The organism is Streptomyces sp. SM11 (genome assembly GCF_002910905.1).
Taxonomy (GTDB): domain Bacteria; phylum Actinomycetota; class Actinomycetes; order Streptomycetales; family Streptomycetaceae; genus Streptomyces.
On record NZ_NEUE01000253.1, the window covers coordinates 1 to 15,070 of the forward strand.

Genomic DNA, 15,070 nt, shown 5'->3' on the forward strand with positions numbered 1-15,070 from the left:
AGCAGCCCATGGCGATCCCCTACGGGATCTACGACATTGCCAACAACAGCGGATGGGTCAACGTCGGCACCGACCACGACACCGCCCAGTTCGCGGTGGAGTCCATCCGACGCTGGTGGCAGCACCGCGGACGGGCGGACCACCCGAATGCCACCCGGCTCCTGATCACCGCCGACTCCGGCGGCTCCAACGACCCCCGCCGCTGGACCTGGAAGAGCAACCTTGCCACCTTCGCACGAGAGAGCGGCCTGGAGATCACGGTCTGTCACCTACCGCCGGGGACTTCGAAGTGGAACAAGATAGAACACCGGATGTTCTGTCACATCACCGCGAACTGGCGGGGGCGGCCCCTGACCAGCTACCAAGTCGTCCTCGAGACCATCGCCGCCACAACCACCAGGACCGGCCTGACCATCGGGGCCGAACTGGACACAGGCAGCTACGACCTCGGCATCAGCGTCACACCCGCCGAGTTCCACGCCCTTCCGATCACACCCAACGCCTTCCACGGTGACTGGAACTACACGCTGTCTCCCGTTCCACCGCGAGCGCCAGACGCGCCGGCAACGACACACCGGACCGACCCGGCCCTGACCGCGATGCTCACCGACCCGGCCCTGACCGGCATGTCACGAACCGCCTTCGAGCATCTGGTGGCGGTCTCGGAGCCTTTCTGGGACGCCTTGGCCGAGGCAGCATTCCAGCGACGCTTCCACCGCCCGCGCAGCTACCGCCACCCACAGACCAGCAGCGTGGACCACACCCACCGCCTCCTGGCAGCCATCCTGCGCCGCCGCAGAGCGGTGACCATGACGTTCCTGGCGCAACTACTGGGCGTCAACCGCACCAACCTGTCCATCCAGTACCAGGACGCGAAACGGCTCCTGGACATGCACCGGATCCTCGTCACGCCGATACCCGGATCGCCCGCCCGCACATTGGAACAGCTACACGCCCGAACAACCCCCGCGGAAACCCGTGACTGACAGTTATTGAAATACGGGCCCCGGGCCGGGTCGAGAACAGCCAGGTCGGCACATTTCTGGCCTACGCCACCGAGGCCGGCCACACGCTGATTGACCGGGAGTTGTACTTGCCCTCGTCCTGGACCGACGACCGCGACCGCTGCCGCACCGCGGCGATCCCTGACGACGTCGCCTTCGCCACGAAGATCGAGCACGCCAAGGCCATGATCGAGCGGACTCTCGCCGCCCGGGTGCCGTTCGCGTGGCTGACGGCCGACGAGGCATACGGGCAGGTCAAGGGGTTGCGCTATTGGCTGGAACAGCGTGGAGTGTTCCACGTGCTGGCCACTCGCCGGACCGACACCGTCGTGACTGTCTCCCGGATGGACCATGTCGTGGAGGAACTGGTGGCGGGCCTGCCCCGGCAGGCGTGGAAACGCCGCTCGTGCGGTTCAGGCGCCCACGGCGAGCGGGTCTACGACTGGGCCCGGGCGCAGATCCGACCCTGGCGCGAGGAGGGCGTCGAGCACTGGGTCCTGGCCCGTCGCAGCATCACCGATCCCACCGAGATCGCCTACTACGTGTGCTTCGCGCCCGAAGGCACCACCCTGAACACGCTGCTGGTGGTGGCCGGCCGCCGCTGGACGATCGAGGAATGCTTCCAGACCGCGAAGAACGAATGCGGCCTGGACCACTACCAGGTCCGCAAGTACCACGCCTGGTATCGGCACATCACGCTGGCCATGGCGACCCACGCCTACCTGGCAACAGTCCGTGCGCAGGAGCTCAAGAAGGGGGCTCACGATCCGCCGACCAGTGCCTTGTCCCACTGAGCCTGCCCGAGATCCGCCGCCTGACCGCCCACTTCACCGCACGCCTCCTTCCCTCACTCGCCCAAGTCCTGCACTGGTCCCACTGGCGGCGACGAGCACAACACAGAGCCCGCGTCAGCCACTACAAACGACGAGGCCACGGCCCCTGACTAAACCCTCGTCACTGCAAGCACGGTTGCAGTACTAGGGGGTGTCTGACGATTCCCGTCGTCGCCCGCAGGGCGGCCGCGCGGCGTCAGGTGCGTGCTCCCGGCGTGCCGGCCCCAGGCCCTCGTACTGGACCGTACTCGGGTCCGGGGTCGGTGCGGCGAGAGTGCGTGCATGGCGTCGTGAGGCAGACGGGAATGGTCAGACATCCCCTGGCGAACGGGACGCCCTCCCCTCCCTGGCCCCGGACCGCTCCTCGGGCACGGGCAGGCCTCCGGGCCGCTCTCCAGCGGGTACCGCCGGGTCCGTCGTGGCATCGTGGCGCCATGACCATCACCGTCCTCCCGGCCTCGTCCTTCGAGGATGTCCGTACCCTGGTCGGTCCGAAGTCGCCCGGGGCCAACGTCTGCTGGTGCCTGAGCCACCGGGTTCCGTCCAAGCTCAACAACGAGCTTCGTGGGCCGGCCCGCGGTGAGTATGTCGCCGAACTGTGCCGTGCGGAGCCCCCGCCGGGGGTGCTCGCCCACGATGGCGACGAGTCGGTCGGCTGGGCCGCCGTGGCGCCGCGCTCGGTCACCTCGTACGCGCGCAGCCGTCGTATCCCGCACGTCGACGACCTGCCGGTCTGGTCGCTGTGGTGCATCCGCGTACGCCCCGGTCATCGCGGGAGGGGGATCTCGCACGCCCTGATCGCCGGTGCGGTCGAATTCGCCCGTGCGCAGGGCGCTCCGGTGATCGAGGCGTATCCGCTCGACAGCGGTGACGCCGAGGTCGACATGACGATGGCGTACGCCGGAATCCGGAGGAACTTCGAGCGCGCCGGGTTCGCCCGTGCCGCTGACACCGCCTCGGTGCTGGCCGGTCACCCCCGGGTGCTGATGCGGCTCGACCTGCGCCGGTAGAGCCGGCTCACCGGCCTCCGGGGCGGTGGTCAGTGATCGAAAGCGGTCGGCGGTCGCGCGCCGCCGTGGATGTCTTCGTCAGCGCTCCGGCGAGCCGTCCACGGCCGCAGCTTCTCCGGATTGCGGACCACCCAGATCCGGGCCACGCGCCCCTCCGCGACGTCGAACGAGGCCACGGTCACGACGGCACCGCCACGCCGCGCAACGAGGCCCGGCACACCGTTGACCGGCCGCTCCAGGAGTTCGAGCCCCGGGGCCCGGTCGGCGATGGCGACCATGTACGGGGCGATGCGTGCGCCTCCTTCGATCGGACGCGGGGCGGCGCCGGCCAGGCCGCCGCCGTCGGCGGTCATCACGGCGGCCGGGTCGAGGAGGTCGACGAGGGCTGCGATGTCCTTGTTCTCCCAGGCCGCCTTGACGCGCCGCACCACATCGGTCCGCGCGTCCGCCGACACCGGAGCCGGGGCGGCGGGCACCCGCCGCCGGGCGGCGGCCGCGAGCTGCTTGCAGGCGGCGGGGGTCCGGCCGAGGACGCCGGAGATCTCGGCGAAGGGGTAGCGGAAGACGTCGTGCAGGACGAACGACACGCGCTCGGCGGGGGTCATCGTCTCCAGGACGACGAGGAAGGCCATGGTCACCGATTCGTCCAGGACCATCTGGTCGGCGGGGTCGGAGCCCCGGCCGTGGCCGTGTCCCACGGGGCCGGGCAGCGGATCGGGCAGCCACGCGCCGACGTAGCGTTCGCGCCGGGCCCGCGCCGAGCCGAGCGCGTCCAGGCAGATACGGCCGGTCACCGTCGTCAACCAGGCGCCGGGCGACACGATCTCCTCCCGCCGGCTCCGCGGCAGCGCGTACCAGCGCGTGTAGGCCTCCTGCACGGCATCCTCGGACTCGGCCAGCGATCCGAGCAACCGGTAAGCCACATTGATCAGTTGGCCGCGTTCACCGGCAATCCCCTCCATGCTCGCCCCTGCCGCCCCCATGCTCCCGACCGCCCCTCGCCTTACCTTTCGCAGGCCCGCTTCGTCGGGCTGGTGAGACCTTATCGATCAACTGCCCACGGGCGGAGAATGGGGGCGTGGCATGACCACCCAGGCGACGACACGGCGCGGCTTCTCGTTCCTGCGGATCGCGATCGCTCTGCAGACCCTGACCATCTTCCTTCAAGCGGTCTCCTCCGGACTACTGATGACCACGTCCTACGGAGAAGTGCTGCACAGCGTCGGAGCGCGCGTGATGTACGGGGCGTCGATGCTGTACGTGCTCGCGGCGGTGCTGGCCTGGAAGCCGGGCGGCGGCTCGCCCCGGCCCGTCCTGCACGCGTCCGGATTCCTGGTCCTGGCCTCGGTCCAGGTCGCGGTCGGCATCGCGCACATTCCGTCGGTCCATCTCCCCCTGGGCGTCCTGATGTTCGGACTGAGCATGCTGGCCCTGGCACGGCGCTGAAGGCCGCCACGGCGGCGTACGAGGAAGGGCGGCAACAGGAACACCGGCAACGGTCACGGGCGCATCGCCGCCGCCCTCGACGGCGTGAGCATGCGCCGCCACACCACCGGCCGGGTCACCCTCGACGGTGTCGGCTGGGCCGTCCGGGCCGGCGAGCACTGGGCGCTGCTCGGCCCCAACGAAGCCGGCAGGCTGCTTCGGCCGCCCCATCGAGGCGACACGGCACGCGGGCCGCCGGCCGGCCCGCTCGGGCGGCTTCGCGCAGTCGCGAAGCCCGGCCGCCCGCGGTCCCCTGCCCGGCGGTGACCCTCAGGGTGCCAGGAGGGGCAGGCCGGCCGTACGCCACAGATCACGGAACCCGCCTGCCGCCCCGTACTCCGCCACTCGCACCCCGTCCGCCCCGAGTACGCTCTCGGCCGGCGTTCCTCCCGGGTGCCGGTCGGCGTCCGCCTCCTCTTGCGCCGTACGCCAGCCCCGTACGGTCGCCCCGCTCCCGGCGGGTCCGTCGAGAGGGTCCCAGCCCGGGTCGCCGTGGGCGGCGAACTCGGCCCAGGCGCGGGTCATACGCCCGGAGAGCTCCTGGTCGGCCGCGCCGGGCGGGCCGCCGACGAGGAAATGGACGCTCTCCTCGTGGAGGTTGCCGAAGGCGAACGGGATGTCCGCGCAGTGCCAGGCACGCACCCGTTGCCCCGCGCGGTCCCGGCGGCGGTCGAACCGGGCGAGGAACGCCCGGCCGCCTGCGAGGGCATGGGCCTCGGCGAGGCGGGTGCTGTACTCGGCGAACAGGAGGCCGGAGTAGAGGGACAGATAGACGTCGAGAACCGGCGCGTCCGGCAGGCGCTCGCGGTGGCCCTCGACGAGCGAGGCCGGGAGCCCGAAGTCGTCGGCGAAGGCGGCCAGTTGATCCGCCGTCGTGATCTTCGCACTGCTGCCGACCGCGTCCAGGAGCCAGTACTCCTCCGTGGCGTGGCAGACCAGCAGCTCCACCGCGCCGCCCGCTCCGGCTGCCAGGGCATCCAGCGGATCGGCGGTCAGGAGAGCGCCGTCGGCGACCGGACCGTAGATCGCCGGGTCGTAGTGGCGCTGCCCCGAGCCGGGGTCCTGTGCGTACCGCTCGCAGACCCGGTCCCCGGCGGCCACCAGGGCCTCGGGCGATGCGGCGAGCAGCCCGGCGCGGGTGGCGGGCACCCCGGTCGCCGCGGCGACCTCGGCGGTGGTGCGGGCCGCCTGCTCCACCGTGGCGAAGGCGTTGACGGGGCTGTGCAGGACGGCGCGGCGGAACAGGCCGCGCGCCCGGTCGGCCACCGTCAGGCAGGCCACGGACGTGGCGCCCGACGACTGGCCGGCCAGGGTGACCCGGTCGGGTGAGCCGCCGAACGCGGAGATGTTGTCGCGGACCCATTCCAGGGCGGCGATCTGGTCGAGCAGGCCCCGGTTGTCGGGGAAGGGCGCGGCGCTGCCGTCGGTGTCGGGGGCGGGCGCGGCACTGCCGTCGGCGTCGGGCACGTGGCCGAACCCCTCGAAGCCGAGGCGGCTGTTGAGGGTGACGACGACGAGCCCCCGGCCCGCCAGCGCGGTGCCGTCGAAGTCGGGCTGGGCCGAGGACCCGAAGACGTAAGCGCCGCCGTGGATCCAGACCAGCACGGGCAGGTCGCCCGGCCCGTCGGCGGGCGTCCAGACGTTCAGCGTGAGGATGTCCTCGTCACCGGGCGACCAGACCGGCGCGCCCGGCAGTTCGGCCGACTGGGGGGCGACCGGCCCGAAGGCGGTGCAGTCGCGCACGCCGTCCCAGGGTTCCGCCGGCTGCGGCTCCCGGAACCGGCGGGCTCCGAACGGCGGGGCCGCGTACGGGAGTCCGAGCACGGCGACGATGCCGCGGTCCCGGGCGGTGCGCCGCCCCCGTACCATCCCGGGCTTCGTCGTGAAGACGTCCACGGCTCCCGCTCCCCCGCTCGCGCCCCGTCCGACTCTCGGCGCGGCCAAGCCATCGTCCCAGCTCAGCGGCGGCTCGCGCCAACGGATTGATCCCGGACTACGCGCCGGTCAGCTCGCGCACGGTGGCCATGTCGCTGAACGGCAGCAGCTCGCCCCGGATGCTCTGGTGCGGCTCGCTGCCCTTGCCCGCGATGAGCACGATGTCGGCCGGCCCCGCCTCCGCCAGCGCGGCCGAGATGGCCGAGCGTCGGTCGGTGAACCGCTCGAACGGTGTCCCGGTCGACGCGATGCCCTCGGCGATCTGGTCGAGGATGGCCTCGGGGTCCTCGTAACGGGGGTTGTCGGAGGTGAGGACGCACAGGTCGGAGTGGGCGCCCGCGATGGCCCCCATCTCGGCGCGCTTGGTGGTGTCGCGGTCGCCGCCGCAACCGAAGACCGTGATGACGCGGCCCCTGGCGAAGCCCCGGATCGTGGTGAGGACCTTACTGAGGGAGTCCGGCGAGTGGGCGTAGTCCACGATCACCGAGGTGCCGCCGGGGGTGTGGAGGCGTTCGAAACGGCCGGGGATCTGCGGCATCCGCTCCAGTGCGTCGACCAGCCCGGCCAGACCGTGGCCGAGGAGGTGGCAGGCGGCCACCGTGGCCAGCGCGTTGGAGACCGAGAACCGGCCCGGCGAAGGGATCGCCGCCGGGTACTTGCGGCCGTCGTGGTGCAGGGTGAACCGGGTGCCCGAGGCGTCCACCGTGAGATCGCTCGCGCGGTAGTCCGCGTCGCCGTCCAGCGCGTAGGTGGTCACGGCGTCGGGCATCAGCGCCCGGATCCCGGCGCCCACCGGGTCGTCGGCGTTGACCACGGCGCGGCGGCACAGGCCCTGGAAGAGACGGAGTTTGGCGTCCCGGTAGTTCTCCATGGTGCCGTGGTCGTCGAGGTGGTCCTGGGTGAGGTTGGTGAACACGCCGACGTCGATGAACGTACGGTCCAGACGGTGCGTCAGCAGACCCATCGAGGTGGCCTCCAGGACGACGCTGCCGGTGGCGCGGTCGCGCATGTGCCCCAGCAGGTACTGGAGATCGGGCGACTCCGGGGTGGTGAGCACCGAGGGGGGCATCGGGATGGGCTCGTCCCCGATGCGGCTGCCCGCGGTGCCGATCACGCCTACCCGGGTCCCCTCGGCGAGCCGCAGCACCGACTCTGTCATGTACGAGACGGAGGTCTTGCCGTTGGTGCCGGTGATGGCGATCAGGTCCATCGCCCGACCCGGTTCTCCGAAGTAGCGCGAGGCGAGGACCGCAGCCGCCCTGCGGACGTCGGGGACCCGTACGGCGCACACGTCGCCCAGCGCCGCGGGCAGCGGCGGCGCCTGTTCGTCGACGAGTACGGCGACCGCGCCGCGAGCCACGGCCGGGGCGACCGCCTCCGGGCCGCCGGCGGCGTGGCCGGGCACCGCAGCGAAGACGCAACCGGGGGTGACCCGGTCCGCGTCGAACGTCGCTCCGGCGGTGACGTCCGTGCGGTCGGGGGTTCCCCGCAGCACGTGGTGGACCTGTCCGGCCATGAGGTCGCTCAGATTCACGATGATCCCTTCGAGTGCGGCGCCGGCCAGGTGGTGCGGCCGTCGCCGGGAAGCGGCCCGGGCGGGTGCGCCGTGGGCCGCGTGGTGCTGTGGAGTCGACCGTGCCTCGTCGCCTCCGGCGAGTGCCGGAGGCGACGGTGAGTTCCGGCGCTCAGCGGGCCGGAAAGGTGGTGTCGTTACGGGGGGGGCGGCGGGCCGGAGGCGGTGACGCCGGGGGCCGGGAACGCCGGATGCAGCTGTCGGGAACCGCCGCGTAGACCGCTAGCCGTGGCCGTGCAGTGCGGTACGGCCCGTTCCGGGCGCCGCGTCGGCGGGCGCCGGGGGCAGCGCGGTGGCCGCCCGGAGCGGGCAGGTCCTTGGTTCGGCGCTGTGTCCCATGGGCCGAGTGTACGTGCGGTGGGAAGCGCACCGGTCCGCCCCGACCGGAGCGGGACCGGACGTCGGGGCTGGTGCTCCCGCGGCGGCCACCCGTACGGCTGCCCCTGGCTGTGTCCCTGCCCGGGTCCGTACGACGACGGCGGTCCCAGATGGTGGTCGCCCCCCGGGGACTGCTGTCGCTCCCATGGAGGACCACCCCGGACCCGGCCGTTCGACGATTCCACCGCCTGGAGCCCGGACTCCCCGCACGCGCGGCGAACAGGCCACGACCCGCATACCACCGGGTTCACGGTGCCCGCGCGGGCACTGGAAACCGATCTTCCCTTTGCGGCCGGAGCGGGACGGGAGTGGAATTGCGTACAGGGGACAGGAGAACTCGGTACTCCCGGAGGAAAGGACGCGCCATGAGCGACACGGACTGGGGGGACGACGTCTACCAGCCCCAGGAACCCGAGGCTTCCGATCCCGGCGAACAGCTCGGCGCCGAGGACACGCTCATGGATCCGTCCGGCACCGGCGACCCCCTGGACGAGGGATATTCGCCGCCGGACCGCCCGTGGGTGGTCGACGGCCTCGGCACCACGGCCGACGAGCGGCACGCCGGAGAGTCCCTCGAAACCCGGCTGACCAGGGAGGTGCCCGAACCGGACGGTTCCGTCGGCGACGGCGTGGGCGATCTGGTGGACGGCGACGGCGAGCTCTGGGACGACGAGGTCGGTGTCGCCCGTGCCGGACGGCTGACCCAGCAGGCCGACGGGCGCGTCCCGGCCACGCTCACCGCCAGCGATGTGGGAATCGACGGCGCGGCGGCTTCGGCCGAGGAGGCCGCGATGCATGTGATCCCCGAGCCGGGGGACGACGACGCGCTCCTGGAGGCCGGGCCGGCTCCTGGCACCACCGGCGGCACGGCCGCCCCGCCGCCGCCCTGAACGCGGCTGTCCTCGGGCCCGTACTCCACGGGTCCGAGGACACTCATGCACGGGATCCGGCGCCGTACTCGGTCCCCAGGAGCACGCAGATGAACGGCGCTGCTCGGATCGGCGTCACCGGTACTCACGGTCAGGGGGTGCCACCCGCCCCGAACCCCGCCCGCATCGGACACCGTGGGTGCGCAACCGTACGGCCGCCCGCACCCACGGACTCGTCGGGTGACGGAACGCTCCGGCTTCAGCCGTCAAGGCGGGCTTCGACGAGAAGAAGTGCGACGTCGTCAGGGTTGTCCGGCCGGCGCATGGTGTCGACGAGCCGGGCGCAGGTGGCGTCGAGGGTCCGAGGGTGCTGAGGAGAACCCTGAGGCGTTCGTCGATGGGGTCGTCGCGACGGGACCGTCGGTGTTGAGGAGCAGCTGGTCGCCGGGGTGCAGCGGGACGGTGGTGGTGTCGAAGTCGACACCACCGACGCCGAGCGGGGCCCCGGTCGGGAGGGGAGCAGATCGGGCGGGTGTCCGGGGCGGGAGAGGATCGGGGGAAGGTGCCCGGCGTTGGCGATGTGGCACTGACCGGTGCGGGGATCGTAGGTGGTGTAGAGGCAGGTGGCGATGTAGTGCTCCAGGCCGCGAGGGAGCTCATCGAGGAGGTGGAGGATCTCGTCCGGGGGCGGGTCGAGTGCGGCGTGGGCGCGCGGCCGTGCGCAACTGGCCCATGGTGGCGGCGGCGTCGATGCCGTTGCCCATGACGTCGCCGATGACGAGGGCGGTGTTGTCGCCGGCCAGGGGGATGGCGTCGTACCAGTCGCTTCCCACCTCGTTGGCCGCCTGGGCGGGCTGGTACAGGGAAGCGACCTTCAGGCCGGGCCGTTGTGGCGAGGTGGGTGGCAGCAGACTGCGCTGAAGGGTTTCGGCGGCGGTCCGTACGTTCTGGTGCCACCGGGCGTTGTCGATGGCGATGGCGGCCCGGGCGGCCAGTTCTCGGGCGAGCAGGACATCGTCCGCGTAGGAGGGCGCGGGGTTCTGTGCGCGCAGGAGGTCGAAGGCGCCGAGGATCTCGTCCCGGGCGATCAGTGGCACTGCGAGGTAGGAGTGCACGCCGGCACGGGCGAGGGTGTCGGCTGCTTGTGGGTCGCGGGAGATGCGCCGCAGGTCCTGTTCGTCGCAGTGGGCCACGAGGACGGGCTTTCCGGTGCGCACACACTGAGTGATCAGCCGGTCGGGCCCATAAGCGGTTACCTCCCCGATCGGGTCGGCCGCATCGGTGATGCCGGTGATCTCGGTGGGAACGGCGGAGGCGACGGCGAGCGCCCGGAACACCTGTGGACCATTCGGGTGCGGTGCGGAGGTACGGCAGGACAGCATGTCGACCGCGGTCGCGTCCGCGAGATGGGGGACCGCGACCTCGGCGAGTTCCTGTGCGGTCCGCACGACCCCGAGTGTCGTACCGATCCGGGCGGAGGCGTCCGCGATCAGCGCGAGCCGCCGCCGGGCCCGCTCGGCCTCCGCGGCGACCAGGTGGCGCTCGGTGACATCGACGACCGAGGACGCCACACCGATCACCCTCCCGTCGGGACCGTGAATCCGGTAGTAGGACACCGACCACGCGTGGTCGTGATCAGGATCGGCCCGGGTGCGGCCCACGATGTACCGGTCGATGAGCGGCGTTCCCGTCGCCAACACGTACTGGAGCGCCGACTCGACCGCTTCGACCCCGGTATGGGGATGGATATCGCGGGGGCGTCTGCCGACGTGCTCGGCCGCCGGCACCCCGTTTATCCGTTCCAGCGCCGGATTGACCAGTCGGTAGCGAAGATCGGTGTCCAGCAGGGCGAACCCGACCGGCGCCTGTGAGACCAGCTGCTCCGACAGCGCCAGGCGACTCTCCACCTCGTGCAGCGCCGTCTGGTCGACGGCGATCCCCAGCGCGTACACGTCCCCGAGATGGTCCAGCAGACGGACGTTGCGGAACTCCACCGGCCGCGTCGATCCGTCCCGGTGCCGGATCGGGAACACCCCGGCCCAGTCCTGCCCCGTGCCCATCACCCCGGCGAACAGCTCCGCCGCCCGGTCACGGTTCTCCTCACTGAGCAGCAGCCGCGCCGCGTACTGCCCCAGCGCCTCCTGCGCCGTGTATCCGAACGTGTCGGTGGCCTGTGGACTCCAGAACACGATCCGGCCATCGGTGTCCAGCACGACCGCCGCGACGTTCAAGAAGTCCAGCAGTCTCCCTCTTGTCCGCCGGTCCGCGTGCGTCCCGGACTCCGCGGTGTCGGAGCCGCCGGCCTCGGGCGGAGTGTCGTGGACCATCGCCTGCTCCCTCCGCTCCCCCGCCCCGGCCGCACAGGGCCGCCGACTCAACACTTCCTCCCATGCTGCGCCCGGGGCGCCTCCGGGGGGCATCCTGGGAGCACGAAGGATCCGGGGCCGTACGCATTCGGGGCCGTATGCCGTCGAAGGCGCGACGCCGGTTCCGCGGGTGCCCCGCCCGGTCCACCCGGGGTGCGGCCGAGCGCGGGACGTGGGTTAGTGGCTGCGAGCCCGTCGCCGACGCCCCCGTCCCACCCACGCCCCCGTCCCTTCCCGCCGCCGTGAACCCCTGCCCCACCCTCGTAATGGAGTGCGCGCATGCCCGACGCCGTCCCCGATCCCATCTCCGTCCAGCCCGTCGTGGCGCCGTTGACCAGCGCGGCGCTGTTCCTGGTCGGCACGATCGAGCCGGGCGGCGAGAGCGCGGTGCGGGACGTGCTGCCGGATCTCGCGGCCGTCGCCCGGTCGCTCGGCTTCCGGTACCCGGACGCCGGTCTCGCCTGTGTGGCGGGCTTCGGCTCCGGCGCCTGGGACCGGCTGTTCGCCGGGCCCCGCCCGGCTCAGCTCCACCCCTTCCCGGAGCTGCGAGGACCTCTGCACCACGCCCCGGCGACCCCGGGAGACGTGCTGCTGCACATCCGGGCCGAGCGGATGGACGTCTGCTACGCGTGGGCGGCCCAGCTGCTCGACAAGCTCGGCGGAGCCCTGCGGATCGTGGACGAGACGCACGGCTTCCGCTATCTGGACCACCGGGATCTGCTCGGCTTCGTGGACGGTACGGAGAACCCGGTGGGCGCCGACGCCCGCTCGGCGGCGCTCGTCGGGGCGGAGGACGATCCGGGGTTCGAGGGCGGCAGCTACGTCGTCGTACAGAAGTACCTGCACGACCTGACGTCCTGGAACGCGCTCTCCGTGGAGGAGCAGGAACGCGTCATCGGCCGCACCAAGTCGGACGATGTGGAGTTCCCCGACGACGAGAAGCCCGCCGACTCCCACCTCGCGCTGAACACGATCACCGACCCGGACGGCACCGAACGGGACATCCTGCGGGCGAACATGCCGTTCGGGAGCTTCGGGAAGGGCGAGTTCGGTACGTACTTCATCGGGTACGCCGCCGATCCCGGCGTGACCGAGCGGATGCTCCGCAACATGTTCCTCGGCGATCCGCCCGGGACGCACGACCGCATCCTGGACTTCTCCACGGCGGTGACCGGCTCGCTCTTCTTCGCGCCGCGCGCCGACTTCCTCGACGCTCCGCCGCCCCCGCCCGTCCCGGCGCGTTCCGGGGACCGGCCGGAACCGGTGTCCGCACCGGTCCGGCGGGAGCCCCTCGCGGCCGGTTCCGACCACGGTTCGCTGCGCATCGGCAGCCTGCAAGAAAGTGCCCCGTGATGAATAATCTGCACCGCGAACTCGCACCGGTCACCCCCTCCGCCTGGGACGAGATCGAGGAGGAGGCACGGCGTACCTTCCGCCGCCATGTCGCCGGCCGCCGTGTTGTCGACGTGTCCGATCCGGGTGGTCCGACGCTGTCCGCCGTGGGCGACGGCCATCTGCGCGACATCGATCCGCCCACCCCGGACGTGGTGGCGCGGGCTCGCACATCCACGCCGGTCGTCGAGTGGCGGGTGCCGTTCACGGTGACCCGCCAGGCCGTGGACGACGTGGAGCGCGGCTCCGCGGACAGCGACTGGCAGTCCGTCAAGGACGCGGCGCGCACGTGTGCGTTCGCCGAGGACATGGCGATCATCGACGGGTACGGGGCGGCCGGGATCACCGGTTTGCGGGACGGCTCCTCGCACGATCCGCTGCCGCTGCCCGCCGACGCGCGGGACTATCCGGTGGCGGTCAGCCAGGCTGTGACGCGGCTGCGGCTGGCCGGTGTCGACGGACCGTACCGGCTGCTGCTCGGCGCGGACGCGTTCACCGAGGCGGCCGAGACCTCGGACCACGGATATCCCGTCAAGACGCATCTGAGCCGGCTGGTGGACGACGAGATCCTGTGGGCGCCCGCCGTGAAGGGCGGGGTACTGCTGTCCACCCGGGGCGGCGACTTCGAACTCTGCCTGGGCCAGGACCTGTCGATCGGCTACGCGGACCACGACGCCACCAGCATCCACCTGTATTTCCAGCAGGCCTTCACCTTCCGGATGCTGACGCCGGAGGCCGTGGTCGGCCTGATCGCCTGACCCCGGGGGCGCTCACCCGCGCGGGGCCGGCCGGCCGAGCGCCCCCGTTCCGCCGAAGACCTGGGGGCAGTCATCAGGGACGCTGGCCGTATGACGCAGACGACCTCCGCACACCATGAGGACGGCGCGGCACCGCCCGCCGCCCGCTTCGACGCCGTCGTCCGGGCGGCCGTCGGTCAGGGACTTCTGGGCGAGGGCGGCCCGGTCGCCGGATTCATCGACACCGAGGGGGTGCTCGCCTCCGTCGGGACTCTGCACGACGCCTTCGCCGCCACGCCCGGGGTGCTGCACACCTTCGCGGCCAAGGCCTGCTCCCTCATCCCGGTGCTGCGGCTGCTCGCCGGCTGCGGCATGGGCTGCGAGGTGGCGAGCTCCGGTGAACTGCGCCTGGCCCTGGAGGCCGGGTTCGCCGCGTCCCGTGTCGTCCTGGACTCCCCCGCCAAGACCCGCGAGGAGCTCCGGCTGGCACTGGCCCTCGGCGTGGCCGTCAACGCCGACAGCCTCGACGAACTGCGCCGCATCGACACCCTCCGTGACCCGGCCACCGACTCGGTGCTCGGGCTGCGGGTCAATCCCCAGGTGGGCGGTGGCGCGATCGGGCCGATGAGCACGGCGACGGACACGTCGAAGTTCGGGGTCGCGCTGCGCGACCCGGGCACCCGCGAGGCGATCGTGGGGGCCTTCCGGGAACGGCCGTGGCTGACCCGGCTGCACGCCCATGTGGGCTCCCAGGGCTGCCCGTTGGAGCTGATCGCGGCCGGGGTGGCACGGACGTACGAGCTGGCCGGGGAGATCAACGCGACGCTGGGCGTCCGGCAGGTCACCAGTCTGGACATCGGCGGGGGACTTCCGGTCAACTTCGCCGACGAGACCGTGCACCCCGCCTACGCGGACTACGTGGCGGCCCTGACGGCGGCGGCCCCCGGCCTCTTCTCCGGGCGCTACTCCCTGGTCACGGAGTTCGGCCGGTCGCTGCTGGCGAAGAACGGGTTCATCGGGGCCCGGGTGGAGTACACGAAGGACGCCGGGGGCCGCCGGATCGCACTCACCCACGCGGGTGCGCAGACCGCCACCCGTACCGTCCTCATGCCCGACGCCTGGCCTTTGCGAATCGGGGCGTTCGGCCCGGACGGCACCCCCAAGGGCGGCCCGGTGCTGGCACAGGACGTCGCGGGACCGTGCTGCTTCGCGGGGGACGTGGTGGCGTACGGCAGGGAGCTGCCGGAGCTGGCCGAGGACGATGTGGTGGTGCTGTACGACACGGGGGCGTACTACTTCTCCACCCCGTGGGCGTACAACAGCCTGCCGCGGCCCGCGGTGTACGGATTCCGGGCGGCGGCAGGGCGGGACGGCAGGGACAGGACGGTGACGTTCGCGACGGTGCGGGACGCGCAGTCGATGGATGCCATCGCGGCGGAGAGCGGCCTCGCACACGCGGACGCGCTGATCGAGCGGGCCGGCTGACCG

Annotated in this window: 9 protein-coding genes and 4 pseudogenes; 9 read left to right on the plus strand and 4 right to left on the minus strand. The window is 72.1% G+C overall.

Features of this window, described 5'->3' with window-relative positions; genetic code table 11:
* The 3 genes and pseudogenes from B9S58_RS27445 to B9S58_RS27460 form a co-directional block, all read left to right on the plus strand.
* Positions 1-982: pseudogene (locus B9S58_RS27445) on the plus strand (ISAzo13 family transposase); the annotation flags it as partial.
* 27 nt (positions 983-1,009) lie between these two features.
* Positions 1,010-1,798 (plus strand): annotated as a pseudogene (locus tag B9S58_RS27450) (IS701 family transposase); the annotation flags it as partial.
* 473 nt (positions 1,799-2,271) lie between these two features.
* Complete coding sequence (locus B9S58_RS27460; protein WP_103534716.1) at positions 2,272-2,847, plus strand: GNAT family N-acetyltransferase; 576 nt, start codon at positions 2,272-2,274, stop codon at positions 2,845-2,847.
* 29 nt (positions 2,848-2,876) lie between these two features.
* Here the strand turns inward: B9S58_RS27460 and sigJ are convergent, their stop codons facing one another.
* A complete protein-coding gene (gene sigJ / locus B9S58_RS27465; RefSeq protein ID WP_103534717.1) occupies positions 2,877-3,830 on the minus strand; it encodes an RNA polymerase sigma factor SigJ in 954 nt (317 codons plus the stop codon).
* A 100-nt stretch (positions 3,831-3,930) separates the two neighbouring features.
* Here sigJ and B9S58_RS27470 point away from each other — a divergent pair, with 100 nt between their 5' ends.
* Together B9S58_RS27470 and B9S58_RS39500 are read left to right on the plus strand one after the other, a co-directional pair.
* Positions 3,931-4,293 (plus strand): hypothetical protein, encoded by a 363-nt coding sequence (locus tag B9S58_RS27470; protein WP_103534718.1) that lies wholly within the window; start codon positions 3,931-3,933, stop codon positions 4,291-4,293.
* 63 nt (positions 4,294-4,356) lie between these two features.
* Positions 4,357-4,485, plus strand: a pseudogene (locus B9S58_RS39500) (ABC transporter ATP-binding protein); the annotation flags it as partial.
* 117 nt (positions 4,486-4,602) lie between these two features.
* On the opposite strand, the gene B9S58_RS27480 reads toward B9S58_RS39500, so the two are convergent.
* On the minus strand, positions 4,603-6,228 hold the full coding sequence (locus B9S58_RS27480; RefSeq protein ID WP_103534719.1) for a carboxylesterase/lipase family protein: 1,626 nt from the start codon (positions 6,226-6,228) through the stop codon (positions 4,603-4,605).
* A gap of 97 nt (positions 6,229-6,325) precedes the next feature.
* Positions 6,326-7,801, minus strand: a complete 1,476-nt coding sequence (locus B9S58_RS27485; RefSeq protein ID WP_103534720.1) for a UDP-N-acetylmuramoyl-L-alanyl-D-glutamate--2,6-diaminopimelate ligase — start codon at positions 7,799-7,801, stop codon at positions 6,326-6,328.
* A gap of 782 nt (positions 7,802-8,583) precedes the next feature.
* Between B9S58_RS27485 and B9S58_RS27490 the strand changes: the two genes are divergently transcribed.
* Positions 8,584-9,108 carry a DUF5709 domain-containing protein gene (locus B9S58_RS27490; RefSeq protein WP_103534721.1) on the plus strand — a complete coding sequence of 175 codons (525 nt, stop codon included), beginning with the start codon at positions 8,584-8,586 and terminating at the stop codon, positions 9,106-9,108.
* 281 nt (positions 9,109-9,389) lie between these two features.
* Here B9S58_RS27490 and B9S58_RS27495 read toward each other — a convergent pair.
* Positions 9,390-11,507, minus strand: a pseudogene (locus B9S58_RS27495) (SpoIIE family protein phosphatase).
* Between the two features lie 225 nt (positions 11,508-11,732).
* On the opposite strand from B9S58_RS27495, the gene B9S58_RS27500 reads away from it, so the two are divergent.
* From B9S58_RS27500 to B9S58_RS27510, 3 genes are all read left to right on the plus strand, one after another.
* Positions 11,733-12,806, plus strand: coding sequence for a Dyp-type peroxidase (locus B9S58_RS27500; RefSeq protein ID WP_103534722.1), 1,074 nt, complete (start codon positions 11,733-11,735; stop codon positions 12,804-12,806).
* Positions 12,806-13,603 carry a family 1 encapsulin nanocompartment shell protein gene (locus tag B9S58_RS27505; RefSeq protein WP_103534723.1) on the plus strand — a complete coding sequence of 266 codons (798 nt, stop codon included), beginning with the start codon at positions 12,806-12,808 and terminating at the stop codon, positions 13,601-13,603. Before B9S58_RS27500 ends, B9S58_RS27505 begins: the two co-directional genes overlap by 1 nt.
* A 90-nt stretch (positions 13,604-13,693) precedes the next feature.
* A complete protein-coding gene (locus B9S58_RS27510) occupies positions 13,694-15,067 on the plus strand; it encodes a diaminopimelate decarboxylase (RefSeq protein WP_103534724.1) in 1,374 nt (457 codons plus the stop codon).
* The last annotated feature ends 3 nt before the right edge of the window (positions 15,068-15,070 follow it).